Below are 24,739 nucleotides of genomic sequence, written 5' to 3'. Positions count from 1 at the left end.
AGACCCGGGACCCATGCCAGAACGCTTTTTTGAAAGGTTCAGGCATGGATCCCGGATCGGCGCGGCTTCGCCGCTTGTCCGGGACGACACGCGGTGATGGTGGCGGTAGACAAGGGCGGTCGTGAGCCCGTCGAAGGCGGTTCGCGCCGGCTCATCCTCGACACCGCCGCGCGCCTGCTGCGCTCGGGCGGCTATCACCAGACGACGTTGCGCGAGATCGCCGAGGCCGTCGGCATCCGCAAGGCGAGCCTCTACTACCATTTCGCTTCGAAGGAGGAGATCGTCGAGGCGGTGGTCAATGACGGCGTCCGCTTCGTCCATGAGGCGGTCGTCGCGGCCCTGGCCGGGCATGCCGAGGCGACGCCGCGCGAGCGGCTCGAGGCGGCGATCGGCGCGCATCTCACCGCGCTCCACGGCCATGGCGACTACACCTCGGCCAGCATCAAGACCTTCACATTCGGGGCGTCGCCCGCGCCCGACAGCGTGCGCCGGGTGCGCCGCGCCTATGAGGAGGTCTGGCGTGAGCTTGTCGCCGAGATGCAGGCCGCTGATGTGCTGCCGGCCGAGCGCGCGCCCGAGGCGCTGCGCAATTTCCTGCTCGGCGCGCTGAACGGCTCGACCGACTGGTACCGCCCAGGCCGCTACGAGGTCGCCGAGCTCGCCGCCGAATTCGCGGCGCTGATCGCGCCGAAAGCGACGCCGTAACGGCCTGGCCGCGACGCGCGCGATGCTTCGTGAGGCCATTGGTGGGAGCCGGAGATTTTCTTGCTCTTACCTGATGCACACGCATTTCGTGTAGGTAGAGCTTTGCTTTAACTCTGTCTTGACGGTCGCCGACCGACGATGCGGCATGAGTGATCCAGGCCTTCACGGTGCAAGTCTTCGATTCGGCGGCGAGTTCCGCGACGCCGCGCAGGAAGCAGCCTTCCAGGCTGGCCGCTTGCCTGAGACATTGCGGCAGTGCCGCCTGATCTTCCTGCTCTCGGCGGTGCTGAATACGCTCTTCCTCGTCAGCGACTGGCGCTTCCACGGCACGCCGCAGTTCTTCATCGCGGTTCCGGCGCGGCTGGCGGTGATCGCCGCCTCGCTGGTGTGTGTCGGCCTGATCCGCAAGGTGGCGGGCTTCCGGCAGGCCGAGATGGTGACGATCCTGTGGGAGGTGTCCTGCGCGCTCGCCGTCGCCTTGATAGTGAGCTCGCGCAGCGAGCTCGCCCTCTTCGTCGTGCTGCTGCTGCCGTCGATCTTCTACTTGGTTGCGCCGACCTCTTTCCGCACCACCTTCGTGCTCGGGGTCGGCTGCAGCATCCTCATGCTGCTCGGCTATCTCGGCCCCGGCCCCTATCCGGCGACGACGCTGGGCCTCGTGCTCCTGCTCGTCATGCTCAATTTCGCGCTGGGCCTCGTGGTGGTCCATGCCAACCGGCTGCGCCGGCTCGAATGGACCGCGACCCAGTCGGAGCGCGCGGCCAAGGAGGCGCTGGGCGAGAGCCGCGCCTTGGTCGAGCGCATGTTCATGGCGGTGCCGATCCCCCTCGTCGTGGCCTCGCTGGGCGATGGCCGCTTCCTGCGTACCAATGATGCGGCGCTGCGCTATCTCGGCGAGCCGGGGGCGACGGATCTCGCGGGCCGCACCATGGCCGAGTATGTCGATCGCGACGATCGGCGCGTCTTCATGAGCGAGCTTGAGCATGAGGACAGGGTCAACGCTTTCGACGCGACGATCCGGGACGGCCGCGGCGCGATCCGCGACGCCGTCATCACCGCAGCCTCGCTGCCGATGGGCCAGAATCGCGCTGTCGTTGCCGGCATCGTCGACATCACCGAACGCAAGGCCGCCGAGGCGCGTGCGCGCTGGCAGGCGACGCATGATGCCCTGACCGGCCTGCCCAACCGGCTCCTCTTCCAGGAGCGTTTGCAGCAAGCGCTCGCCAGGCGGTCAGAGGGCGAGACGGTCAGTCTCCTGCTGGTCGATCTCGACGACTTCAAATCGGTCAACGACACGCTTGGCCATGATGCCGGCGACGCGCTGCTCGTCGAGGCCGCGCGGCGTTTGGTCCGCGAGGTCGGCCATGCCGATCTCGTGGCGCGGCTCGGCGGCGACGAGTTCGTCGTACTCTCCGGGAGCCTGCCGGGGCCGGCGGCGGCCCAGATCAGGGCCGATGGCCTGTTGGACGCCTTGCGCGCACCCTTCGTGCATGGCGGGCAGATGGTCTCGACGCGGGCGAGCCTCGGTTTCGCGCTCGCACCGTTGCATCATGCGGATGGCGGCGAATTGCTGAAGGATGCCGATCTTGCCCTCTACCGCGCCAAGGCGCTCGGCCGGAACATGGCGGTCATCTATGACGCCTCGATGCGCGAGGCGATGAATGCACGCGTCGCGATCTGCGCCGAATTGACCGAAGCCGTCTCGCAGGGCCGCATCCTGCCCTTCTACCAGCCGCAGGTCGATCTGGTGACGGGCGTCGTCGAGGGCTTCGAGGTGCTGGCGCGCTGGAAGCATCCGGCTCGGGGCATCGTCCCGGCGAGCGCCTTCCGGCTCGGCCTGGACGATCCCGAGACGAGCAAGCTGATCGGCGAGGCGATCCTGAACGCCGCCATCTCCGATCTGCGGGGCTGGCTGGAGCAGGGCGTGGTTGTGCCGCGCATCTGGATCAATCTCGCGCCCAGCGCTTTCCACGATCCGCAACTGCCGGCAAATCTGCTGGCGCGGCTGGCGCGGGCGGGCATCGCGCCTGAGCATTTCGGCGTCGAGGTCACCGAGACGGTCTTGCTGACACGCAATGGCGACGAGGCCGAGCGGGCGCTGCGCAGCCTGCGTGCGAATGGCGTGCGCGTCGCGCTCGACGATTTCGGCACCGGCTACGCATCTTTGACACATCTCAAGCGCTTCCCGGTCGATGTCATCAAGATCGACCGCAGTTTCGTCAGGCATGTCGGCGAGGAGGGCGAGGACGCGGCGATCGTGCGCGCCGTCCTCGGGTTGGCGGCCGATCTCGGATTGGCCGTGATCGCCGAAGGCGTCGAGGCCGTCCCGCAGGAGGCTTTCCTGCAGCGTCATGGCTGTGGCTTCGTGCAAGGCTACCGCTATTCGAAGCCTGTCGCGGCGAGCCGCGTGCCCTGGCTCGTCAATCGGCCGAGCCTCATGCCGGCGAACCCCTCGACTGATGCAGGGCGGGGCAGCGTCGTTGCGGCCTGACGGCGCGGCGCGGGCTTTGCTAGCATCTCTCCCCTCTGCTCAACTATCCTGCCTTCGCTCGTTCCAGGGACCGTCTCACGCATGCGCGCCTTCTATCACCCCGACCAGTCGCTTCATGACCCGCAGCAATATATGCGCTTCGGCAAGATCGTGGCGCCCAAGGACCTGCCCGAGCGCACGGCGCAATTGCTCGGCGCGCTGAAGAAGCACGGCGTCACGCCCGAGCAGCCGGCGGCCAGCGGCACCGACCCGATTCTGGCCGTCCACAGCGAAGGCTTCGTGCGCTTCCTCGAGACGCTCTGGCCGCGCTGGCTGGAATTGCCCGAGCGCGGGCCGGAAGCCTGGCCCAACACCTTCCCCTATTGGAGCGGGCGCACCGACGAATCCGTCCGGCCGCCTTGCCGGCCGACCGGGATCATGGGCCAGCTCGGCTGGTATCTCGGCGATCTTTCGGTCCCGGTCGGCGAGCATTGCTGGACCTCGACCTTGCGCTCGGCCGAGACGGCGGTGGCCGGCGCCGACGCAATCCTGTCCGGCGAGCGCGCGGTCTATTCGCTCTGCCGCCCATCGGGCCACCATGCCCGCGCCGACCGCGCCACCGGCTTCTGCTACATCAACAACACCGCTGTCGCGGCGCAGCGCCTGCGCTCGAAATTCGGTAAGGTCGCGATCCTCGATGTCGACGCCCATCACGGCGACGGCACGCAGCAGATCTTCTATCGTCGCGACGACGTGCTGACGATCTCGGTCCATGCCGACCCGGTGAACTACTATCCCTTCTTCACCGGCTATGCCGACGAGACCGGCAACGGCCCGGGCGAGGGCTTCAATCTCAACCTGCCGCTGGCCCATGGCGCGGGTGGAGAGGCGATGGCGGCGGCGGTCGACGAGGCCGGCGCGGCGATCAAGGCTTTTGGGGCCGAGGCGCTGGTGATTGCGCTCGGTTACGACGCCCACAAGGACGACCCGATCGGCGTGCTCAAGCTCGACGCAGCGGATTTCGGCACGATCGGCGCGAAGGTGAAGGCGTTCGGCCTGCCGACGCTGGTGGTGCAGGAGGGCGGCTACGCGATCGAGGCGATCGGCGGCTGCCTCGATGCGTTCCTGGGTGGGTTCAAGTAGCGCCTGTCATCCCGCACGCGCTGCGGCGCGCAGTGCCGCTGCGCAGATGCGGGATCGTCGTCAGAATAAGGCGCCCTACCCGTCATGCGATCCCGTGTCTGCGCAGCGGCATTTACATGCCGCAGCGCGCACGGGATCACACCCTCAGATCACCGCCTCGATCAGGAACGGCCCCTTCCTGCCGAGCGCGCCCTTGAACAGCTTGGTGAACTCCTCTGCCGTCGTGGCGCGGGCGGCTTCGACGCCCATGCCGCGCGCCATCGAGACCCAGTCCAGCGCCGGCTCGTCGAGGTTCAGCATCAGCTTGGCGTTGCGGCCGAAGTCGTTGACGCCGACGGCGCGCATCTCGCCATGCAGGATCGCATAGGTCCGGTTGGCGAAGATCACCGTGACGACATCGAGATTCTCGCGCGCCTGCGTCCACAGCCCCTGCACCGTGTACATGCCCGAGCCGTCCGCCTGCATGCCGATGACCTTGCGGTCCGGGCAGGCGACCGCAGCGCCGACCGCGAGCGGGATGCCCTCGCCGATCGCCCCGCCGGTGAGCTGGATATAGTCGTGCTGCGGCGCGCTGTGGCAGTCGAAATAGAACATCCGGCCGGAGGAGACGGATTCGTCGCAGACGATGCAATTCTCCGGCAGCAGGGTCGAGACGATGCTGCAGACCTTGTCGGCATCGAGCGTTCCCGTCGGCAACGCCGGCTGCTCCCGGCGCGGCGGGGCGATGAAGGCAGGCGCCGTCTTCGTCGCGCCGAGCTCGTCGGTGAGGGCGGCGACCGTGCCGGGCAGGTCGTCGCCCGGCCGGGCCAGCGTCACGATCTCGCAGCCCTCATGGACCAGCCGGCCGGGCTTGCCGGGATAGGCGAAGAAGCCGACCGGGATCTGTGCGCCGACCAGCACGAGATAGTCGACGTCCTTGAGCTGATCGAGCGCCTTGTCGACGGGGTAGTGGATCTTGGGCATGGCGACGCGGCCGGCGCCGCGCTGAACGCGCCCGTTCGACATCTGGCTGAAGATCTTCGCCCCCGTCGCGGCGCAGGCGCGCGCCGCCATCTCCATCGGTGCCTCGCGCAGCGCGAGCCCGGTCAGCATGATCGCGGCGCGTGCGCCATGCTTGCGCAGCCCGGCGGCGACGTCGCGAATCGTGGCGGCGTCGACGCTCTTCAGCGCAGATAGCTTCACCGGCTTCAGCTCGGCCGGCTCGACGCCGTTCCAGGCACAATCGGCCGGCAGGATGACGGTGGTGACCCCCGGCAGCGTCAGCGAGGCGACATAGGCTTCCTCGATCGCCGGGCCGACATCCTCGGCCGAGGCGATACGGCGGACGAAATGCGACATCGGCCTGGCCAGGCTCTCGATGTCGCTGGTCAGCGGCGCGTCATGCTGGAGGTGGTAGGTTGCGTGGTCGCCGACGACGTTGATCATCGGCGTCCAGGCGCGCCTTGCATTGTGCATGTTGGCGAGCGCGTTCGCCATGCCGGGCCCGCAATGCAGCAGGGTCGCCGCCGGCTTGTCGGCCATGCGGGCATAGCCGTCGGCGGCGCCCGTCACCACGCCCTCGAACAGGCCGAGCACGCAGCGCATCTGCGGCTTGCGGTCGAGCGCCGCGACGAAATGCATCTCGGAGGTGCCGGGATTGGCGAAGCAGACATCCACGTCGTTGACGAGGAGCGTGTCGCAGAGGCGGTCGGCGCCGTTCATTCGGATCATCCCGGACAGGGTTGGTGGAGAACGCGCTGAGCGCGAAAGGAGGCCTCAGGGGAAAAGATGTTTGGCGCACTGTCAAACGCGAGAAATTCATGGCGGGGTCGAGATCGCGTGATGGGTGCCAAGGGGGCGGCTCGGGCGCAACTTGAGGGCACGGCTTGACGGATTTGCATATGCATTTAACCTTCTTTGGAACGAAGGTTGCATCTGGGCTCGCTTCAGGGCGCGGTGGCGTCTCGCCGCCCGGATCATCCGACGACAACAGGGGAAAGGCTCACATCATGACAGGTTTGAAGCGTATCGCGGCATTGGCCGGCGTCGGTCTCGCCGGCTTCATTGCGGCGGGCGCCGCGCAGGCGCAGACCAAGGTCGCCATCGGTATCTCCGGCTGGACCGGCTTCGCCCCGCTGGTGCTGGCCAAGGAGGCCGGAATCTTCGCCAAGAACGGCCTCGACGTCACAATGAAGAAGATCCCGCAGAAGGACCGCCATCTCGCCATGGCTTCGGGCGACATCCAATGCGCCGCGACCACCGTCGAGACCTGGATCGTCTGGGACGGTGCGGGCGTGAAGAGCAAGCAGATCTTCCAGCTCGACAAGAGCTACGGCGCCGACGGCATGGTGACCCGCAACGCCACGGCCTCGATCAAGGAGCTCAAAGGCAAGACCGTCGCAGCCTCGGCGCCCGGCACCTCGCCCTATTTCGCGCTGGCCTGGATGCTTAAGGAGAACGGCATGTCCGTGAAGGACGTGACCGTGGTCAATATGGAGCCAGGTCCAGCGGCGCAGGCCTTCATCGCCGGCCAGAACGACGCGGCCCTGACCTATGAGCCCTATCTCTCCGCCGTGCGCGACAAGCCCGAGGCCGGCAAGATCATCGCCACCACACTCGACTACCCGATGGTGATGGATACGCTGGGCTGCACGCCCGCCTTCCTTGCCGCCAATGACAATGCCGCCAAGGCGCTGACCAAGAGCTATTTCGAGGCTCTCGACCTGATCAAGGCCGAGAAGGACAAGGCCTATGGCATCATGGGCGCGGATGTGAAGCAGAGCGGCGAGCAGTTCGGCAAGTCGGCCGCCTATCTGCGCTGGTCGGATGCCGCGGGGAACAAGACGTTCTTCTCCGGGGAATGGCAGGCTTTCTCCGCCAAGGCTGCCGACCTCCTGCTCGAGATCGGCCTGATCAAGGCGAAGCCGGATCTCGGTACGCTGGTCGAGACGAAATACGTCATCGGCGGCTGAACCGGGTGATCCTGCCCGATATCTTGCGTCCCGGCTTGCGTATCGTGTTTTGCGGCACGCAAGCCGGGGCGGCCTCCGCGCGTCGCGGGGCCTATTATGCCGGGCCGGGCAACAAGTTCTGGAAAACGCTGCATGAGGTCGGGCTGATCACCGAGCGGCTCGGCCCGATGGATTTCCACGATCTGCCGCGATACGGCATCGGGCTCACCGACGTCGCCAAGGCGACTTCGGGGCCGGACGCCGCCCTGCTGCGATCCCATTTCGATGTCGAGGGCTTCATGAGCAAGATCCGGGCGCATGCCCCAGCCGTCGTCGCCTTCAACGGCAAGCGGGCGGCGCAAGCGGCTCTCGGACTCTCCGGCCCGGCGCTGTCCTACGGCCTGCAAGCGGCGAAGATCGCGGAAACCGCAGCCTTCGTCCTGCCTTCGACCTCGGGCGCGGCGGCCGGCTTCTGGTCGATCGAGCCCTGGCGGGAGCTGGCCTCGGTCGCAGGGACCATGGGAGCCGCCGCATGAAACCGCTTCAGCCGGTCTCCGGCGGCGCAAGGGTCGGCTACGGCGTCGCCTTCTTCGCACTGTTCGTCGTGCTCTGGTCCGTCGCAACCTTCGGCGGCTATGTGCAGCGGCTCTTCCTGGCCGACCCGCTCACCATGCTGCGGGAAGGCTACAGCCTGCTGGTCCAGTACGGCTTCGCCTTCGATATCGGCATGACGATCTGGCGCGTCATCGGCGGCTTCGTGCTGGCGGTCGTCGTCGCCTTGCCGCTCGGCATCCTGATGGGCGCCTACAAGCCGGTCGAGGCGTTCCTCGAACCCTTCGTTTCCTTCGCGCGTTATCTGCCGGCCTCGGCCTTCATTCCCCTCCTGATCCTCTGGGCCGGCATCGGCGAGGCGCAGAAGCTGCTCGTCATCTTCATCGGCTCGGTCTTCCAGCTCATCTTGATGATTGCGGTCGCGGTCGGCGGCGTCCGGCGCGATCTCGTCGATGCAGCCTATACGCTGGGCGCCAGTGACAGCTCGGTGGTCAGGCGCGTGCTCCTGCCCAATGCCGCCCCCGAGATCGCCGAGATTTTCCGCCTCGTGCTCGGCTGGGCCTGGACCTATGTCATCGTCGCCGAATTGATCGGCTCGTCATCGGGCATCGGCCACATGATCACCGACAGCCAGGCGCTGCTCAACACCGGCCAGATCATCTTCGGTATCATCGTCATCGGGCTGATCGGCCTGGTCTCGGATTTCCTGTTCAAGGCGGTCAACCAGCGCCTGTTTCCATGGGCTAGCGCGTGAGCAAGCTGATCATCGAGAATGTCGGCAAGGTCTTTCCGGCCCAGCGTGGCGGCCAGTCGACGCGGGCTCTGACGCCGACGACGCTCAGCGTCGCGGATAACGACTTCATCACGATTCTTGGCCCGTCGGGCTGCGGAAAATCCACGCTGCTGCGCATCATCGGCGGGCTGGAGACGGCAAGCGAGGGCCGCATCCTGCTCGACGGTGCGCCTGTCTCCGGACCGGGCGCCGATCGCGGTTTCGTCTTCCAGAGCTACACGCTGTTTCCCTGGCTGACGGTGATCGAGAACATCGCCTTCGGCCTGCGCGAGAAGGGCGTGCCCGAGCGCGAGCGGCTCGCTCTCGCCCGCGACTGGGCCGGCCGCGTCGGGCTCTCCGCCTTCGTCGATCATTTCCCGAAACAGCTCTCGGGCGGCATGCAGCAGCGCACCGCGATTGCGCGCGCGCTCGCCAACGACCCCAAGATCCTGCTGCTCGACGAGCCTTTTGGGGCGCTCGACAACCAGACCCGCGCCTTGATGCAGGAGATGCTGCTCGGCATCTGGGAGCGCGAGCAGAAGACCGTGCTCTTCGTCACCCACGATATCGAGGAGGCGATCTTCGTCGGTTCGCGCGTCGTGGTGATGAGCGCCCGGCCCGGCCGGATCAAGGCCGATATCGCGGTCGATCTGCCCCATCCGCGGCCCTACACCATCAAGACGAGCCCGGAATTCGTGGCGCTGAAGGAGCGGCTGGTCGAGGAGATCCGCGTCGAGGCCGTGCTGGCGGCGGAGGTCCACTAGCGTTGAGGTGCTCTTGGAGCTCGTTTGGAAACTCCGCGAGCCCTCATCCTTCGAGACGCTGCTGCGCGACTCCTCAAGATGAGGGCTCGAATATCCAAACGAGCTCTTAGAACCACCCGGCATATCTAGCACCCGGTTGCTCATCCGGCATGCGGCTGGCGATGGTCGGAATTGCACCAAAAGGGCTATTTTATTGCGCTAGTCGCTTGCCATCTTATCTGTAGAGGGGTGCTGCCATGAGGTGGGGCCGATGCACGCGCTTATCGCAAGGATGTTGTCCCGGCTGGTGAAGGAGCCGCGGATCGATGTTGTGTTCGCCGATGGATCGCTGCAATCCGTCGGAAAGGGGAGTACGCCCGCATTCAGGATGCGCATCGCCGACCGGCCGACCGAGCTCCAGCTCGCGTTGGACCCGGAGCTGGCCCTGGGCGAGGCGGTGATGGAGGGGCGCGTCGTGGTCGAGCGCGGCAGCCTCTACGATCTGCTCGACGTGCTGGTCGCCGGTGTTCACCGCAGCCACCCGACGGCCTTGGCCAGGGCGCTGGCGAAGCTGAGGACCAGCGTCCGGCGCTTCCATCAGCACAACACGCTTGGCTGGGCGCGGCGCAATGTCGCCCATCACTATGATCTCAAAGCGGAGTTCTTCCGGCTCTTCCTCGATGAGGATATGCAGTATTCCTGCGCTTATTTCCCGACGCCGCAGACCTCGCTCGCCGAGGCCCAGATCGCCAAGAAGCGGCACATCCTGGCCAAGCTCGCGATCAGGCCGGGCCATGATGTGCTCGATATCGGTTCGGGTTGGGGCGGGCTCGGCCTGACGATCGCGCGCGAGACAGGCGCGAACGTGACCGGCGTCACGCTCTCGCAGGAGCAGCTCGCCGTCGCCAGGGAGCGCGCGACCGCCGCAGGCCTGCCGGTCGATTTCCGCCTGCAGGACTACCGCGACGTCCCGGAACGCTTCGACCGGGTCGTCTCGGTCGGCATGTTCGAGCATGTCGGCGTCGGCTATTACCGCACCTTCTTCCGCAAGGTCGCGGAACTCTTGAAGGATGACGGCGTCGCGCTGATCCACACGATCGGCCGCAGTTCGCCGCCCGGCGCGACCAACCCCTTCATCGCCAAATACATCTTCCCCGGCGGCTACATCCCGGCGATGTCGGAGGTGACGGCGGCGGTTGAGCATGAGGGTCTGATCATCTCCGATGTCGAGGTGCTCCGGCTGCATTATGCCGAGACGCTAAAGGCCTGGCGCGAGCGCTTCCTGGCCCGCCGCGCTGAGGCGGTTGCGATGTATGACGAGCGTTTTGCCCGGATGTGGGAGTTCTATCTCGCGGCCTCGGAGGCGAGCTTCCGGCATGACGACCTCGTCGTCTTCCAGTTCCAGCTCACCAAGCGGCTCGACACGCTGCCGATGACGCGGGGCTACATGGAGCAGCCGCAATAGCGGCTGCGGCCATTTCGCGGCGAAGGGCCGAGGCTTCTCGTCATGGTCGGGCTTGTCCCGGCCATCCACGTCTTCGCTGGTCGCAGACCTCAAGATGTGGGTGCTCGCCACAAGGGCGAGCATGACGGCACGGCGTCAGGCCAATGGCAGCAAACTGATCACAAACAGCTCGCCATCGGCCTCGGCCGCGCTGAGCTCAACGGTCCCAGGGCCTTCCAGAAGCGCGCTGTCGCCGGGCGCGAGCGCTTCGGTCCGGCTCGCCGCTCTCGCGGTCCAGCCGCCGGCATGGGCGACAAGGACGAGCAGGCCCGCATCGATCCTGACGGCCTGCGGGCTCGCTCCGGTGATGCGCCGCATCGCATGAGTCCAGCTGCCACGCCGGCTCATCACGTTGAGGTCGTCGATCGGCCCGGCCACGAGCTGCCCCGCGACAGCGCGGTCCGCCGCGAAGGCGAAGGGCTTCGTCTGCCGGTCGAGCGTGATCGCCTCGCCATCGTCGAAGGCGAGGCGGATGCCGTCGCCGCGCAGCACCGCAAGGGTCCGGTCGATGCCGGGGAAGCTGGAGAACGGCCCGTCGCCGCCGACATGCGCCATGGAGATGCGCCAGTCGAAGGCATCGAGCGAAGCGCCCGGCGGATGCACGGCGATTTCGGTCGTGGTGCCGCCGCCATTCTTCCATGGCATGGCGCGGCACTCGCTGGCTCGGATCAGGCGCATGGTCACCCCAGGATGCCTGGCAGCTTCAGCCCCTTCGCCTTGGCGCAGTCGATCGCGATCTCGTAGCCCGCATCGGCATGGCGCATCACGCCGGTCGCCGGGTCGTTCCAGAGCACGCGCTCCAGCCTTTTCGCGGCTTCGGGCGTGCCGTCGGCGACGATGACGACGCCCGAATGCTGCGAATAGCCCATGCCGACGCCACCGCCATGATGCAGCGAGACCCAGGTCGCGCCGCCCGCTGTGTTCAGCAAGGCATTCAGCAGTGGCCAGTCGGAGACCGCGTCCGAACCGTCCTTCATCGCTTCGGTCTCACGGTTGGGCGAGGCGACGGAGCCTGAATCGAGATGGTCGCGGCCGATCACGACCGGGGCCTTGAGCTCGCCCTTCGCCACCATCTCGTTGAAGGCGAGGCCGAGCCGGTGCCGGTCGCCCAGCCCGACCCAGCAGATGCGGGCGGGCAGGCCCTGGAACTGGATGCGCTCGCGCGCCATGTCGAGCCAGTTGTGCAGATGGGTGTCGTCCGGCATCAGCTCTTTGACGCGCTGGTCGGTGCGGTAGATGTCCTCGGGGTCGCCCGAAAGTGCCGCCCAGCGGAACGGCCCGATGCCGCGGCAGAACAGCGGCCGGATATAGGCCGGCACGAAGCCGGGGAAATCGAAGGCGTCAGCGACGCCCATATCCTTCGCCATCTGGCGGATATTATTGCCGTAATCGAGCGTCGGCACGCCCATCTTCTGGAAATCCAGCATGGCGCGCACATGCGTCGCCATCGATTCCTTCGCCGCCAGGATCGTCCCGGCGGGGTCGCGCTCCCGACGCTCCTCCCATTCCTGCAGCGTCCAGCCGGCCGGCAGATAGCCGTTGAGCGGGTCATGCGCCGAGGTCTGGTCGGTGACGACATCGGGGCGGATGCCGCGGCGGACCATGTCGGGAAACACGTCGGCCGCGTTGCCGAGCACGCCGACCGAGACGGCCTTGTCCTGCTTGTGGGCGCGCTCGACGATCTCCAGCGCCTCGTCGATGCTATCGGCCTTCTCGTCGAGATAGCGGGTGCGAAGGCGGAAATCGATCGAGGAGGGCTTGCATTCGATGGCGATCATCGAGGCGCCGGCCATGGTGGCGGCGAGCGGCTGCGCCCCGCCCATGCCGCCCAGGCCTCCGGTCAGGATCCATTTGCCCTTGAGCGAGCCGCCATAATGCTGGCGGCCGACCTCGACGAAGGTCTCGTAAGTGCCCTGAACGATGCCTTGCGTGCCGATATAGATCCAGGAGCCGGCCGTCATCTGGCCGTACATCATCAGCCCGAGCTTATCGAGCTCGTGGAAATGCTCCCAATTGGCATAGGCCGGGACGAGATTCGAATTGGCGATCAGCACGCGCGGTGCGTCCGGATGCGTCCTGAAGATGCCGACGGGCTTGCCCGATTGCACAAGCAAGGTCTCGTCGGCCTCGAGCGAGCGCAGCGAGGCGCAGATCCGGTCGAAATCCTCCCAGGTGCGGGCGGCGCGGCCGATGCCGCCATAGACCACGAGCTCGCCCGGCTTCTCCGCGACATCGGGGTCGAGATTGTTCATCAGCATGCGCAAAGGCGCCTCGGTCAGCCAGCTCTTGGCCGAGAGCTCGCTGCCGCGTGGGCTACGGATGACGCGGCTGTTGTCGATACGGGTCATGCTTGAGCCTTTTCAAAGCTGGCGGCCGCGTCCAGCGCGGCTGCGATGATGCTGGAGAGAGCGGCTTGGAGCTTGGCGGCCTTGGCCTCGTCGAAGGTCCAGGGCGGCGCCTCATCGGCGAGATAGGCGCAGAGTGCGATCTCCATCTGGATCGCGTGCACATGCGCGGCCGGCTTGCCGTAATGGCGCGTGATCCAGCCGCCCTTGAAGCGGCCATTGACGATCTGGGTGAAGGGCTGGCCCGCCATCGCGGCGACGGCCGCCGCCTCGACGGGCGCCGCGCAGCTCGCGCCCGAATTCGTGCCGAGGTTCAAGATCGGCAGCGCACCGGGAAACAGGCGCGAGATCACCGATTTGATCGAGTGGCAGTCCCAGAGCAGGCACCAGCCATGAAGCGCCTTCACCCGCGCGATCTCAGCGGCCAGCGCCTCATGATAAGGCTGGAAATAGGTTTGGCGTCGCCGCTCGATCTCGGCCGCATCCGGCGGCTGAGCCCAGATCGGCTCGCCGTCGAAACGCGTGGTCGGGACGAGCTCGGTCGTCGCCTGGCCGGGATAGAGCGACACGCCGGAGGGGTCACGATTGACGTCGATGACATAGCGCGACAGCCCCGCCTCGACGATCGTCGGCTGGAAGCGCTCGGCGAAGCCGTAGAGCTGGCGCATGTGCCAGTCGGTGTCGGGCACGCTGCGGCCGGTCTCGTTGAGAGCGGCGCGGACCTGGTTGGGCAGGCCGGTGCCGGGATGCGGCATCGAGAGGATGAAAGGCGAGGGGCCTGGGGTGACGGTGACGATGTCGGTCATGCTCGCAGTCCCTGCCGCCGGACCCTGGAGCCGGGCGACATCCCAATGGGAAAAGGCGCGGGGAACCCCTCTCCTGTAAGGAGAGGCGCAGGGGTGAGGTGTGGGCCTGATATCGTTGGCTCAAATCTGAGTGTGCGGTGAGCGCGGCGCTCATCTGGTCGAACGGCCGACCCCTCACCCTGTCCTCTCCCTCCGGGAGAGGGTTCCCCGCGCTTATTATTGTGAGGGCTCACGCCGAAAACTCCGCAAAACTATCCAACCCTGCCGCCTGGCCGACCGCGCCGCTGAGCACGAGGTCGGTTGCCGCCGCGAGGTCCGGGGCGAGATAGCGGTCGGCCGTCAGCGGCGCGATGCGTCCGCGCAGCAGAGCCAGCACCGGCTCCAGCCGCGGGCTCGTCTTCATCGGCCGGTGATGCTCGATTGCCTCCGCCGCAGCCATCAATTCGATGCCGATGACGCTGGCGGCGTTCCTCGCCATATCGAGCAGGCGATAGGCGCCATGCGTCGCCATCGAGACATGGTCCTCCTGGTTGGCGGAGGTCGGGATGGTGTCGACGGAAGCCGGATAGGCCTTCTGCTTGTTCTCGGACGCCAAGGCGGCGGCCGTCACCTGCGCGATCATGAAGCCGGAGTTGAGCCCGGCGTCGCGCGCCAGGAAAGGCGGCAGGCCGCTCATCACCGGGTCGACCAAAAGCGCCATGCGCCGCTCCGAGAGATTGCCGATCTCGCACAGCCCCATGGCGAGGATGTCGGCGGCGAAGGCGACCGGCTCGGCGTGGAAATTGCCACCCGAGACGATCTCGCCCGGCCCCAGCACCAAGGGGTTGTCGGTCACGGCATTTGCCTCGATGCCGAGCGTCGCGGCAGCGTTGCCGAGGAGGTCGCGCACCGCGCCCATCACCTGCGGCTGGCAACGCAGCGAATAGGGATCCTGCACCTTCGTATCGCCGAAACGGTGGCTGTCGCGGATTTCGCTGCCCGCAATCAGCGTCAGCAAGGTGGCGGCAACCTTGATCTGGCCGGGCTGGCCGCGCAGCGCCTGGATGCGGGGATCGAACGGCGTATCCGAGCCCTTCAGCGCGTCGACCGAGAGCGCGCCGGCAACGAGCGCGGCGTCGAAGACGCGCGCGATCTCGGACAGCGCCGTGATCGCGATCGCGGTCGAAACCTGTGTGCCGTTGATCAGCGCGAGCCCTTCCTTGGCGCCGAGCGCGAGCGGGGCCTGGCCGATGCGCGACAGGGCCTCTGCCGCTGGCAGCCCCATGCCCTTCAGCCTGATTTCGCCGACCCCCATCAGGGCGGCTGTCAGATGCGCCAGCGGGGCGAGGTCGCCGGAGGCGCCGACCGAGCCCTTCGCCGGAACCACCGGCAAGGCATCGGCAGCGAGCGCGCCGAGCAACGCCTCGACCACGACGGGGCGCACGCCGGAGGCGCCGCGCGCCAGGCTCGCCGCCTTCATGGCAAGGATCAGGCGCACCACGCTGTCGGGCAGGGCCGGGCCGGTGCCGACCGCATGCGACAGGATGAGGTTGCGCTGCAGCGTCGCGAGGTCCGCATCGGCGATGCGCACGCTGGCGAGCTTGCCGAAGCCGGTATTGACGCCATAGGTCACGGTGCCGGCGGCGACGATGTCGTCGACGATCGCCTGGGCTGCGGCGATGGCGCCGGCGCTCGCCGCATCAAGCGTGAGCGATGTGCCGGTGAGCACGTCGCGCCAATGCGTCAGGGGGGCGTGGCCGGGTGTGAGCAGGAGAGGCGAGGTCATTGTCCATTCCAGATGCGGGCGTGAAGCGGGTTGAAGCCGATGCGATAGGCAAGCTCGGCCGGGCGCTCGATCTCCCAGATCGCGAGGTCGCAGCGTTTGCCGGCTTCCAGCGTGCCGATCTCGCGGCTTAAGCCCAGCGCCTGAGCGGCGTTGCGGGTCAGGCCGGCCAGCGCCTCCTCCGGCGTCAACCGGAACAGTGTGCAGGCCATGTTCAGCACCAGGAGCGGCGAGGTCAGCGGCGAGGAACCCGGATTGGCGTCGGTTGCGAGCGCGATCGGCACGCCATGTTGGCGCAGTAGCGCGATCGGCGGCTTTTGTGTCTCGCGCAGGAAATAGAAGGCGCCGGGCAGGATCACCGCGACCGTGCCAGCCTTCGCCATGGCGATGATGCCGGCCTCGTCGAGATATTCGAGATGGTCGGCCGAGAGCGCACCATGTTCGGCGGCTAAGGCGGCCCCGCCGAGATTGGAGAGTTGCTCGGCGTGGATCTTGATCGCGAGGCCCTTGGCCTTGGCCGCAGTGAAGACGCGTGCCGTCTCCTCGGGCGAGAAGGCAATGCCCTCGCAGAAGACATCGACCGCATCCGCCAGTCCCCGCGCGGCGACAGCGTCGAGCATCGGCCCGGCGACGAGCTCGGCATAGTCACTGGCGCGGCCCTTATAGTCCGGCGGCACCGCATGCGCGCCCAGAAAAGTCGTGCGCACGCCGACCGGTCGCTCGCGCCCGAGCCGGCGTGCGACCGAAAGCTGCTTCAGCTCGGTTTCCGTCTCCAGCCCATAGCCGGATTTGATCTCGACGGTGGTGACGCCTTCCGCGATCAAGGCGGCGAGCCGCCGGTCGGCGCTGGCGAAGAGTTCGGCCTCGCTTGCAGCCCGCGTCGCCTTCACGGTGGAGAGGATGCCACCGCCAGCGCGCGCGATCTCCTCATAGCTCGCGCCCTGCAGGCGCAGCTCGAATTCATGGGCGCGGTCGCCGCCATAAACGAGATGGGTGTGGCAATCGATCAGGCCGGGCGTGATCCAGCGATTGCGGCAATCGATCGTATCCACCGCATCGAACGCAGGCGCCTCGCCTTTCGCTCCAGCGAAGACGATGCGCCCGTCGCGTGCGGCGATGACGCCATCTTCGATCGCGCCATAAGGCGTGCGGGAGCCTGCCGCCATCGTGGCGAGCCGGGCATTCGTCCAAACCCGGTCGCAGATCAGAAATTCATCCGGCCGTTGCGCCACCCGCGTTTCCTCTCGACAATCTCCATCCCAGGACTATGCTAGCTAATTGCATATGCAATTGGCAAGCGGACCGCAAATGACTGCTGGAGCGATCGCGTGAACCAGACCCTGCATCTCGCGCAGGCCCTCCTGCCGGACGGATTTGCCGATGACGTGACGCTGACGATCGCGGACGGCGTCATCACGCGCGTCGAAGCCGGCGTTGCGCCCGCAGTGGATGCGGAGCGTTTGCCCGGCCTCGCCTTGCCCGGCATGCCGAACCTGCACAGCCACGCCTTCCAGCGTGGCATGGCCGGCCTGTCGGAGCGGCGCGGTGCGACCGATGATTCCTTCTGGACCTGGCGCGAAGTGATGTACCGCTTCCTCGACAGGCTCGATCCCGACGACGTCCAGGCCATCGCCGCTCAGGCCTTCGTCGAGATGCTGGAGGGCGGCTTTACGGCACTCGCCGAATTCCACTATCTGCATCACGACAAGGACGGGCGCGCCTATGCCAATATCGCCGCCATGGCGGGCGCGGTCGCTGCGGCGGCGCAGGAGACGGGGCTCGGGCTGACCTTGCTGCCGGTGCTCTACCGTTTCGGCAATTTCGGCGGCGCGCCCTCCGTCCATGGCCAGCGCCGCTTCGTCAATGAGCGCGACGCCTATCTGCGCCTGATCGAGGCGAGCGCGGCGGCGATCCGCCCGCTGCCGGATGCGCGGCTGGGCCTCGCCCCGCATTCGCTGCGCGCGGTCGCGCTCGACGATCTCGATTGGCTGGCGGGTTTGCGGCCGGAAGGCCCGCTGCATATCCATGTCGCCGAGCAGATGCGCGAGGTCGAGGACAGCCTCAGGATCACCGGCCGCCGCCCGGTCGAATTGCTGATGGAGAATACAACGCTCGATCGGCGCTGGTGTCTGGTCCACGCAACGCATCTGACCGAGGCCGAGCGCGACGGCATCGCGCGCAGCGGCGCGATCGCCGGCCTCTGCCCCATCACCGAATCCAGCCTGGGCGACGGCATCTTCGACGGCGTCCGCTATCGCGCGGCCGGTGGAGCCTTCGGCGTCGGCAGCGATTCCAATATCCAGATCGATGCGGGGGCCGAGCTGCGCCAGCTCGAATACTCCCAGCGCCTGCGCGACCGCGGCCGCGCCTTGATGGCGGATGCCGGCGCCTCGACCGGGGTTGCGCTCTGGCAGGCGGCTTGCGTAGGCGGCGCGCAGGCCTGCGGTCGCGCCATCGGGCGGCTCGCGCCGGGCTGCCGCGCCGATCTCGTGACGTTGGCCGCGGACCATCCGGCGCTGATCGGCAAGGCCGGAGAGATCGCGCTCGACAGCGCGATCTTCGCCGCTAACGCCCTGCCGTTGCGCGATGTCTTCGTCGGCGGCCGCAAGCTGGTCGCGGAGGGGCGCCATCTCGGGCGCGAGCCGGTCAAGGCGCGCTTTGCCGCGACCATCCGGAAATTACTTGGCTGAAGATTACTTGGCTGAAAATTACTCGGCTGCAAATTGCTTGGCTGAAAGCGGCGTGACGACCATGACGATGGCGGAAACCAGGTTGGAGGCGGTGAGGCTCGATGGGGCCGGCCCGGTCTATGACCAGATCAGGCGGGCGATCCGCGATCTGATTCTGAATGGCGTCTGGGCGCCGGGCACCTCGGTCCCGCCCGAACACGCGCTGATGGAGCAGCTTGGCGCCTCGCGCATGACCGTGCACCGCGCCCTCGTCCAGCTCGCGCGCGAGGGCCTGATCACGCGGCGGCGGCGGTCGGGGACGATCGTGGCGAGCCCGCCGGCAAGCCACGCCATGCTCGACATCCTCTCGATTCCCGACGAGGTCAGGGGGCTCGGCCAGGCCTATGCCTATGAGATCCTGTCGCGGCGCGATGGCCGTCCCTCAGTCGAGCTCGCCTCGCAATTCGGGCTGAAGCGCGGCGAGAGAGTAGCGCATCTCGTCACACGGCATTTCAGCGGCGGCCAGCCCCATGTGCTGGAGGAGCGGGTGATTCATCTCGCCACGGTGCCCGCCGCCACTGATGAGGATTTCAAGGAGACGCCGCCGGGCGACTGGCTCTTGCAGCACAGTCTCTGGTCGCAGGCCGAGCACGCGATCAGCGCCATCGCCGCCGAGGCGGACGAGGCCCGCCTGCTCGCCATCGAGGCCGGCACGGCCTGCCTGCTGGTCGAGCGCCGGACCTGGAACCAGGGGGCCCCGGTTACGGCAGTGCGGCTGCTCTATCCCGGCACGCGCCACCGCTTCGTCGGCCGTTTCGGGCCTTATGGGCAAGTCTGAAGGGGCAAGTCTGAGCAAATTAACAGGTCTGAGCAAACCGTCGGCGACGCGAAACGAAAAGGGCCCGCCTCCTCTTGGGAAGGCGGGCCCTGTCGCTGAAAGCTGAGGTCGATCAGCAGGCGTAGCGGTAGCGACGGCCGTATTCGTCGCGGCCATAGCAGGTGTCCGGCGTCGTTGCGTTGCCGATGATGGCGCCGCCGGCGCCGCCGATCGCGGCGCCCGCCAGCGCGCCGCCGGCGCGTCCTGTCGCAAGCCCACCGATGACAGCGCCTGTACCTGCGCCGATCAGGGCGCCAGCCCCCGTATTCTGCTCGCGCTGCGTGCAAGCCCCGAGGGAGGCGGCCAATGCGGCGAGGATTACGAGCTTCTTCATCAGATTTCTCCTTGGCGTCCGGGCATCGGCCGATGCCTTGCGCCCATAACGAGGGATGGCGGGGAAAGTTCCCCACGTGAGGGCCCACGCGGTGCGCAGGCGATATCATTGGATCCCTCGATTTGAACGACAGATGAATTTTTGGCCGGAACCTTTTCCCGGGAAGCGACGTTCTCCAGTCAGCCTGCGGCGAGACAAGCCGCTCGAACCCGAGGAGCAGCTGATGACAGCTCAAACCATGGCCGTCTCATCGAAGAATCCGCTGATCGCGGGAGCACGCGTCGCCGGGACTGACGTCTACAACGCAACCGGGGACCATCTCGGCGAGATCTACGACGTCATGCTGGACAAGCAGACCGGCAAGGTCGCCTACGCCATCATGTCCTTCGGCGGGTTCCTCGGACTCGGCGAGAAATATCACCCGATCCCCTGGAGCGTGCTCGACTACGACACCAATCGCGGTGGCTACGTGGTTCCGCTGACCAAGGACAAGCTTCAAGCGGCGCCCATGTATGACAGCGAGGGCGAGCCCGACTGGGACGACAAAGCCTATGGCAAGCGCGTCCACGATTATTACGGCACGATGCCCTACTGGATGATGTAGGGCCGGCCTTAAGAAGGTCGCGGCGGTTGCTATCCCCCCAGCCGAATCGCCGTGGCGGCGGGATGCGGGTCTTTATGGCCCGCATCCCGACCATTTTCGGGGGAGCGCGATCAGGGCGTGGCGCGTTCTGAATTCGACACGCGCGAACGCTTCATGATCCAGCACGATCGGATCGAGCGACGATTGCCCTCACGGTGAACCCAGGAGAGCGCCATGCAGATTCGCTACGGCTATCGTATCGAACTCGTCTGCCAGCAGGACTTGCCACTGATCACCCTGCTCGACATTCATCCCTCGCGTCGCCATGACCTGATGCGGCCTGACGAGATGATGGCGACCGCGCTCAGCGATCCGCACCGGCCGGTGCCGATTTCGCAATATCTCGATCAGTTCGGCAATATCTGCCGGCGCATCGTCGCCCCGGCCGGCGGTGTCCTGCTTTATTCCGAAGGCGTCGTGCATGATTCCGGCGAGCCCGATCCGGTCAACCTCGCGGCTCGGGAAGTCCCGCCCTCGCGGCTTCCCGACGAGGCGCTCGTCTATCTGATGGGCAGCCGCTATTGCGAGACCGACAAGCTCGCGGCCCAGGCCTGGAGCCTGTTCGGCCAGGTCGAACCCGGCTGGCAGCGCGTTCAGGCGGTGGTCGATTTCGTCCATAACCACCTCACCTTCGGCTACCATTTCGCCCGCAACACCCGCACCGCCTTCGAGGCTTTCGAGGAGCGCATCGGCGTCTGCCGCGATTTCGCGCATCTGGCGGTCGCACTATGTCGTTGCCTGAACATCCCGGCGCGCTACTGCAATGGTTATCTCGGTGACATCGGCGTGCCGAAGGACCCGGCCCCGATGGATTTCAACGCCTGGTTCGAGGTGTTCCTCGGCGGCCGCTGGTACACGTTCGATGCCCGTCACAACATGCCCCGGATCGGGCGCATCGTGATCGCGCGCGGCCGCGACGCGACCGACGTCGCGATGCTCAACTCCTTCGGCCCGCATATCCTGCAGCGCTTCGAGGTGGTGACCGAAGAGGTCGAGGAGGCCCTGCCGGTTCACACGCTGCCAAGATCTGATAATCATTCAAGACCCGGCCAGCATCATTGGCACCAGCCCGCCTTGTCATGAACCTGGCGGATCTGCCATCCCCGACCGAACCGCAACGGCTCGGGGGCGAATCGTCGATGCATCACACCGTCGTGGTCAACGCCAAGGCAGGCACGGTCCTGGCTGCAGGTGCCGAGGCGTTCGCACAGCGCCTTCACGCTGCCTTCACCGCTCATGACTGTTCGGTCGCGGTCAAGCTAGTGCATCCGCGCGAACTCGGCGACGCGCTTGCCCTGGCGATCGGGGACGAGAGCTGCATTCCCGTCGTCGCTGGCGGCGATGGCACGATCAACGGCGTGTTGCCGGTCCTGCTCGAGGCGGGCCGGCCGGTCGGTGTGCTGCCGCTGGGTACCGTCAACGTGCTCGGCCGCGATCTCGGCCTCTACGGCACGCTCGAGCATCAGATCGAGGCGCTCTGCAAGGGCGAGCCGGTCGCGCTCGACATCGGCCAGGTCAACGACAGGCTGTTCCACTCCATCTCGGGCATGGGCTTCTTCAGTCTGATGGCGCGCGAGCGCGAATATGCGCGACGGCGCTTTCCCTTCAGCCGCCACGTCGCCTTTGCCGTCGCGGCGACGCGCTCGATCCTGTTCACGCGCTCGATCTCGGTCGAGATCCGCACTGCCGACGGTGACCGCCATGTCGAGGCCGACGCGGTGCTGGTGACCATCAACCGCTTCGATGGGGCCGAATGGCGGCGCGCCAGGCTCGATGGCGGCGTCTTCGAGGTCCATATCCTCAATGCCGGTGGGCTCTATTCGCGCAGCAAGGCCGCGCTGTCTGTCGTGACCGGCGGCTGGCGCCGCTCGCACAACCTGACCTCCTTCACGGCCGATGAGGTCACCCTGACGCGGCGCGACAAGAAGCGCGGGCATATCACCTTCGACGGCGAGGTCGAGCGCAAGGCCGGCGCCTTGGTCTATCGGCTGCTGCCCAAGGCGATCCGCCTCATCGGCGCACGCGCCCTTGTCTGAACGGCCGGAGCGACCCTACATCTCCCGGCTCTCATCAAAGAGTTAGAGCAGGATTGATGCGAAAAACCGGTTCCCACTTTTTGCATCCTGCTCTAGCCGTCAACCGCCGGAACCCGATGTCCTTCCTTCATCCCCGCCTCCTGGTTCCGCTCGCAGCGGGCTTTACCTTCATCGGCCTGGCGCTGCTCATCGTCTCCGGACACAGCTTCGCCTTCGACAGTCGCCTCGTGCTGCTGCTGCGTGTGCCTGGCGACCCCGCAACCCCGCTCGGCCCGCTTTGGCTGGGCGAGGCGATGCGTGACCTGAGCGGGCTCGGCAGCTTCGTCGGCCTCGGCTTCATGACGATCACGGCGAGCCTGGCGCTCTGGCTGTGCGGTTATCGCCGACTGGCGGTGGTGCTCGCTGTCAGCGTGGTTCTGGCGACGCTCGTCAGCACCGGCCTGAAGATCCTGGTCGGGCGGGACCGGCCCGATATCGTCGGGCATACGGCCCTGACCTTCACCGCGAGCTTTCCGAGCGGCCACGCCTTCCTCTCGGCGGTGACGCTGCTCAGCATTGCGGGTTTCGTCGGCCTGGCGGCGCGGCGCGACGACATCACGCGGGTCTGCCTCGGCCTCGCCTGGACGATGATCATCCTGATCGGCTTCAGCCGGGTCTATCTCGGCGTGCATTGGCCGACCGACGTCCTCGCCGGCTGGTGCCTCGGCGTCGCCTGGTCGAGCGTGGCCGTTGCCCTGGTCGGGCGCGGCATGGCTGTCGACGAGCCGGCCGCCGGCGGGGCGCAACTGGCGCGCTGATGCAGCCTGGCAAGGCGCGGCGAAGCGGAACTTTGCGGCGAAAACAGGGTTGTCTGGTCGTCGCCGCCATCTGCGACGCTCATTCAGGATCCATCATGCTCGTTTCGCGTAACCTTCTGGTCGCCCTCGTCGTGCTTCTCGTTGCTGGCCTCGCCGTCACGGGATACGCGCTCTATCAGGAGAAGAAACAGCCCGACGGCGTGCAGATTTCCATCGGCAAGGACGGCTTGCAGATCAAGGAGAAGTAAGGCCCGTCACGCTGGCCGAGAGCCGGATCGATGCGAAAAGCCGGTTCCCACTTTTTCGCATCCTGCTCTGGGGATCAGCTATTGGCGAGGATCATGTTGCGGACGATCGGGTAGATCTGTCCGTCCCATTTCCGGCCGGAGAAGACGCCGTAATGGCCGACGCCGGCCTGCATGTGATGGCGCTTGCGGAAGGGCTTCAGGCCGCTGCAGAGATCATGCGCGGCCGCGGTCTGGCCGAGCGCGCAGATGTCGTCGCGCTCGCCCTCGACGGTCAGGAGTGCGGTCTTGCGGATGGCGCTGCAATCGACCTTTTCGCCGCGATAGGTCAGCGTTCGCGCCGCCAGCCGCGCCTCTTGGAAGATCCATTGCACGGTCTCCAGATAGAACTCGGCCGGCAGGTCGAGCACGGCGAAATACTCGTCGTAGAATTTCTTGATCGTCGCAGCGCTTTCGGTCTCGCCCGTGGCGAGATGGGTGAAGAGGTCGATATGGGCGTTGACGTGGCGCTGCATGTTCATCGCCAGGAATGCGCCCAGCTGGATGAAGCCCGGATAGACCTTCCGTCCCGCGCCGGGATAGCGTGACGGCACGGTTGCGATCAGGTTCTTGCGGAACCACTCGATCGGCTTGTCGTTCGCGAGCTTGTTGACCGCGGTCGGGTTGACGCGGGTGTCGACCGGCCCGGCCATCAGCGTCATGCTGCGCGGCTGGACGGGACTGCCTGCCTGCGCCATCACGGCAGCTGCGGTGAGCACCTGCACGCAAGGCTGGCACACCGCGACGACATGGGTGTCGGGCCCCAGTTTTTCGATGAAGCTGATCAGCGTATCGACATAGTCGTCATAGCCGAAGGCGCCGGCCTCGAGACTGACGTCGCGGGCATTGTGCCAGTCGGTGATATAGACGTCATGGTCGCGCAGCAGCGTCGCCACCGTATTGCGCAGCAGGGTGGCGAAATGACCAGACATCGGCGCGACCACCAGGACCTTGGCCTGAACGGCGTTCGTGTCCTTGCGGAAGCGCAGCAGGCTGCCGAAGGGTAGCGACAGCACGACCTCCTCGGTCACGGCCGCATCGTGATTACCCGTGTGTATGCTGTCGATCTCATAGGCCGGCCGCTCATGCGTCAGCCCGGCCCGTGCGATCATCTCATAGGCGGCGGCCGCGGCGCGGATGTCGACCGGTTGGCCCATCATCGCCTTGGCGCCGAGGGCGGCCAGGGCGGCCTGGGCCATCATGCGGGCGGGATTGATAAGGTCGGACTGGGCCTGGTAGGCGGCATAGAGCATCAGCGTGCGACCTCGAAACGAGCAAAACCCGGGCTACGGCTGGCGGAGATGCCGTCCGCGGCCTGTCCCCGCATCCCTATGTTGCACTGCAAAAGCAATCTTTCGCAAGATTGT

General features: G+C 66.7%; 23 protein-coding genes. 15 read left to right on the top strand and 8 right to left on the bottom strand.

Annotated elements, in window-relative coordinates:
• Positions 1–96 precede the first annotated feature (96 nt).
• The 3 genes from BMZ97_RS13235 (at position 97) to BMZ97_RS13225 (ending at position 4,318) form a co-directional block, all read left to right on the top strand.
• Positions 97–705, top strand: coding sequence for a TetR/AcrR family transcriptional regulator (locus BMZ97_RS13235; protein WP_092169950.1), 609 nt, complete (start codon positions 97–99; stop codon positions 703–705).
• 145 nt (positions 706–850) lie between these two features.
• A complete protein-coding gene (locus BMZ97_RS13230; protein WP_092169947.1) occupies positions 851–3,196 on the top strand; it encodes a putative bifunctional diguanylate cyclase/phosphodiesterase in 2,346 nt (781 codons plus the stop codon).
• An 81-nt stretch (positions 3,197–3,277) separates the two neighbouring features.
• Entirely contained in the window at positions 3,278–4,318 is a 1,041-nt protein-coding gene (locus BMZ97_RS13225) for a histone deacetylase family protein (protein ID WP_092169944.1), read from the top strand.
• Between the two features lie 144 nt (positions 4,319–4,462).
• Here BMZ97_RS13225 and BMZ97_RS13220 read toward each other — a convergent pair whose 3' ends face one another.
• Positions 4,463–6,019: an acetolactate synthase large subunit gene (locus BMZ97_RS13220; RefSeq protein WP_092169942.1), complete on the bottom strand. Its 1,557-nt coding sequence runs from the start codon at positions 6,017–6,019 to the stop codon at positions 4,463–4,465.
• A gap of 287 nt (positions 6,020–6,306) precedes the next feature.
• On the opposite strand from BMZ97_RS13220, the gene BMZ97_RS13215 reads away from it, so the two are divergent.
• From BMZ97_RS13215 to BMZ97_RS13195, 5 genes are all read left to right on the top strand, one after another.
• Positions 6,307–7,269 (top strand): ABC transporter substrate-binding protein, encoded by a 963-nt coding sequence (locus BMZ97_RS13215; protein ID WP_092169939.1) that lies wholly within the window; start codon positions 6,307–6,309, stop codon positions 7,267–7,269.
• Between the two features lie 5 nt (positions 7,270–7,274).
• Complete coding sequence (locus BMZ97_RS13210; protein ID WP_244546393.1) at positions 7,275–7,784, top strand: mismatch-specific DNA-glycosylase; 510 nt, start codon at positions 7,275–7,277, stop codon at positions 7,782–7,784.
• On the top strand, positions 7,781–8,554 hold the full coding sequence (locus tag BMZ97_RS13205) for an ABC transporter permease (protein ID WP_092169932.1): 774 nt from the start codon (positions 7,781–7,783) through the stop codon (positions 8,552–8,554). Before BMZ97_RS13210 ends, BMZ97_RS13205 begins: the two co-directional genes overlap by 4 nt.
• Positions 8,551–9,336: an ABC transporter ATP-binding protein gene (locus BMZ97_RS13200; RefSeq protein WP_092169929.1), complete on the top strand. Its 786-nt coding sequence runs from the start codon at positions 8,551–8,553 to the stop codon at positions 9,334–9,336. Before BMZ97_RS13205 ends, BMZ97_RS13200 begins: the two co-directional genes overlap by 4 nt.
• A 367-nt stretch (positions 9,337–9,703) precedes the next feature.
• Positions 9,704–10,780, top strand: coding sequence for an SAM-dependent methyltransferase (locus BMZ97_RS13195; protein ID WP_244546392.1), 1,077 nt, complete (start codon positions 9,704–9,706; stop codon positions 10,778–10,780).
• A gap of 135 nt (positions 10,781–10,915) precedes the next feature.
• Here BMZ97_RS13195 and BMZ97_RS13190 read toward each other — a convergent pair whose 3' ends face one another.
• The 5 genes from BMZ97_RS13190 to hutI all read right to left on the bottom strand — a co-directional run bounded on the left by BMZ97_RS13190 (position 10,916) and on the right by hutI (position 16,940).
• Positions 10,916–11,497, bottom strand: a complete 582-nt coding sequence (locus BMZ97_RS13190) for a HutD/Ves family protein (RefSeq protein ID WP_092169924.1) — start codon at positions 11,495–11,497, stop codon at positions 10,916–10,918.
• A gap of 2 nt (positions 11,498–11,499) precedes the next feature.
• Positions 11,500–13,167: a urocanate hydratase gene (gene hutU / locus BMZ97_RS13185; RefSeq protein ID WP_092169921.1), complete on the bottom strand. Its 1,668-nt coding sequence runs from the start codon at positions 13,165–13,167 to the stop codon at positions 11,500–11,502.
• Complete coding sequence (hutG, locus tag BMZ97_RS13180; protein WP_092169918.1) at positions 13,164–13,970, bottom strand: N-formylglutamate deformylase; 807 nt, start codon at positions 13,968–13,970, stop codon at positions 13,164–13,166. Before hutG ends, hutU begins: the two co-directional genes overlap by 4 nt.
• A gap of 229 nt (positions 13,971–14,199) precedes the next feature.
• Positions 14,200–15,735, bottom strand: coding sequence for a histidine ammonia-lyase (gene hutH / locus BMZ97_RS13175; protein ID WP_092169916.1), 1,536 nt, complete (start codon positions 15,733–15,735; stop codon positions 14,200–14,202).
• Positions 15,732–16,940 carry an imidazolonepropionase gene (hutI, locus tag BMZ97_RS13170; protein WP_092171372.1) on the bottom strand — a complete coding sequence of 403 codons (1,209 nt, stop codon included), beginning with the start codon at positions 16,938–16,940 and terminating at the stop codon, positions 15,732–15,734. Before hutI ends, hutH begins: the two co-directional genes overlap by 4 nt.
• Positions 16,941–17,060: 120 nt before the next feature.
• On the opposite strand from hutI, the gene BMZ97_RS13165 reads away from it, so the two are divergent.
• Positions 17,061–18,422: a formimidoylglutamate deiminase gene (locus tag BMZ97_RS13165; protein WP_092169913.1), complete on the top strand. Its 1,362-nt coding sequence runs from the start codon at positions 17,061–17,063 to the stop codon at positions 18,420–18,422.
• A gap of 61 nt (positions 18,423–18,483) precedes the next feature.
• Complete coding sequence (gene hutC / locus BMZ97_RS13160; protein WP_244546436.1) at positions 18,484–19,239, top strand: histidine utilization repressor; 756 nt, start codon at positions 18,484–18,486, stop codon at positions 19,237–19,239.
• A gap of 112 nt (positions 19,240–19,351) precedes the next feature.
• Here the strand turns inward: hutC and BMZ97_RS13155 are convergent, their stop codons facing one another.
• Positions 19,352–19,612, bottom strand: a complete 261-nt coding sequence (locus BMZ97_RS13155; RefSeq protein WP_092169908.1) for a glycine zipper domain-containing protein — start codon at positions 19,610–19,612, stop codon at positions 19,352–19,354.
• Positions 19,613–19,835: 223 nt separating this feature from the next.
• On the opposite strand from BMZ97_RS13155, the gene BMZ97_RS13150 reads away from it, so the two are divergent.
• From BMZ97_RS13150 to BMZ97_RS31240, 5 genes are all read left to right on the top strand, one after another.
• Positions 19,836–20,216, top strand: a complete 381-nt coding sequence (locus tag BMZ97_RS13150; RefSeq protein ID WP_244546391.1) for a PRC-barrel domain-containing protein — start codon at positions 19,836–19,838, stop codon at positions 20,214–20,216.
• Positions 20,217–20,429: 213 nt separating this feature from the next.
• Complete coding sequence (locus BMZ97_RS13145) at positions 20,430–21,338, top strand: transglutaminase-like domain-containing protein (RefSeq protein WP_092169902.1); 909 nt, start codon at positions 20,430–20,432, stop codon at positions 21,336–21,338.
• A 56-nt stretch (positions 21,339–21,394) separates the two neighbouring features.
• Complete coding sequence (locus BMZ97_RS13140) at positions 21,395–22,291, top strand: diacylglycerol/lipid kinase family protein (RefSeq protein WP_175525544.1); 897 nt, start codon at positions 21,395–21,397, stop codon at positions 22,289–22,291.
• Between the two features lie 116 nt (positions 22,292–22,407).
• Entirely contained in the window at positions 22,408–23,088 is a 681-nt protein-coding gene (locus BMZ97_RS13135; protein WP_175525543.1) for a phosphatase PAP2 family protein, read from the top strand.
• 95 nt (positions 23,089–23,183) lie between these two features.
• A complete protein-coding gene (locus BMZ97_RS31240) occupies positions 23,184–23,336 on the top strand; it encodes a hypothetical protein (RefSeq protein ID WP_175525542.1) in 153 nt (50 codons plus the stop codon).
• Between the two features lie 74 nt (positions 23,337–23,410).
• Here the strand turns inward: BMZ97_RS31240 and phaZ are convergent, their stop codons facing one another.
• On the bottom strand, positions 23,411–24,625 hold the full coding sequence (gene phaZ / locus BMZ97_RS13130; protein ID WP_092169894.1) for a polyhydroxyalkanoate depolymerase: 1,215 nt from the start codon (positions 24,623–24,625) through the stop codon (positions 23,411–23,413).
• Positions 24,626–24,739: the final 114 nt, after the last annotated feature.

It is taken from the genome of Allobosea sp. OK403 (assembly GCF_900113835.1).
Lineage (GTDB): Bacteria > Pseudomonadota > Alphaproteobacteria > Rhizobiales > Beijerinckiaceae > Allobosea.
Note: the sequence above shows the minus strand (reverse complement) of the source record. Positions and strands in the feature narration are given on the sequence as shown.

Excerpts from the sequence above, each read along its gene's own strand:
- BMZ97_RS13235 (WP_092169950.1), top strand. The coding sequence starts at position 97 with ATGGTGGCGGTAGACAAGGGCGGTCGTGAGCCCGTCGAAGGCGGTTCG.
- BMZ97_RS13230 (WP_092169947.1), top strand. The coding sequence starts at position 851 with ATGAGTGATCCAGGCCTTCACGGTGCAAGTCTTCGATTCGGCGGCGAG.
- BMZ97_RS13225 (WP_092169944.1), top strand. The coding sequence starts at position 3,278 with ATGCGCGCCTTCTATCACCCCGACCAGTCGCTTCATGACCCGCAGCAA.
- BMZ97_RS13220 (WP_092169942.1), bottom strand. The coding sequence starts at position 6,019 with ATGAACGGCGCCGACCGCCTCTGCGACACGCTCCTCGTCAACGACGTG.
- BMZ97_RS13215 (WP_092169939.1), top strand. The coding sequence starts at position 6,307 with ATGACAGGTTTGAAGCGTATCGCGGCATTGGCCGGCGTCGGTCTCGCC.
- BMZ97_RS13205 (WP_092169932.1), top strand. The coding sequence starts at position 7,781 with ATGAAACCGCTTCAGCCGGTCTCCGGCGGCGCAAGGGTCGGCTACGGC.
- BMZ97_RS13195 (WP_244546392.1), top strand. The coding sequence starts at position 9,704 with ATGCGCATCGCCGACCGGCCGACCGAGCTCCAGCTCGCGTTGGACCCG.
- BMZ97_RS13190 (WP_092169924.1), bottom strand. The coding sequence starts at position 11,497 with ATGCGCCTGATCCGAGCCAGCGAGTGCCGCGCCATGCCATGGAAGAAT.
- hutU (WP_092169921.1), bottom strand. The coding sequence starts at position 13,167 with ATGACCCGTATCGACAACAGCCGCGTCATCCGTAGCCCACGCGGCAGC.
- hutG (WP_092169918.1), bottom strand. The coding sequence starts at position 13,970 with ATGACCGACATCGTCACCGTCACCCCAGGCCCCTCGCCTTTCATCCTC.
- hutH (WP_092169916.1), bottom strand. The coding sequence starts at position 15,735 with ATGACCTCGCCTCTCCTGCTCACACCCGGCCACGCCCCCCTGACGCAT.
- hutC (WP_244546436.1), top strand. The coding sequence starts at position 18,484 with ATGACGATGGCGGAAACCAGGTTGGAGGCGGTGAGGCTCGATGGGGCC.
- BMZ97_RS13155 (WP_092169908.1), bottom strand. The coding sequence starts at position 19,612 with ATGAAGAAGCTCGTAATCCTCGCCGCATTGGCCGCCTCCCTCGGGGCT.
- BMZ97_RS13150 (WP_244546391.1), top strand. The coding sequence starts at position 19,836 with ATGACAGCTCAAACCATGGCCGTCTCATCGAAGAATCCGCTGATCGCG.
- BMZ97_RS13145 (WP_092169902.1), top strand. The coding sequence starts at position 20,430 with ATGCAGATTCGCTACGGCTATCGTATCGAACTCGTCTGCCAGCAGGAC.
- BMZ97_RS13140 (WP_175525544.1), top strand. The coding sequence starts at position 21,395 with ATGCATCACACCGTCGTGGTCAACGCCAAGGCAGGCACGGTCCTGGCT.
- BMZ97_RS13135 (WP_175525543.1), top strand. The coding sequence starts at position 22,408 with ATGTCCTTCCTTCATCCCCGCCTCCTGGTTCCGCTCGCAGCGGGCTTT.
- BMZ97_RS31240 (WP_175525542.1), top strand. The coding sequence starts at position 23,184 with ATGCTCGTTTCGCGTAACCTTCTGGTCGCCCTCGTCGTGCTTCTCGTT.
- phaZ (WP_092169894.1), bottom strand. The coding sequence starts at position 24,625 with ATGCTCTATGCCGCCTACCAGGCCCAGTCCGACCTTATCAATCCCGCC.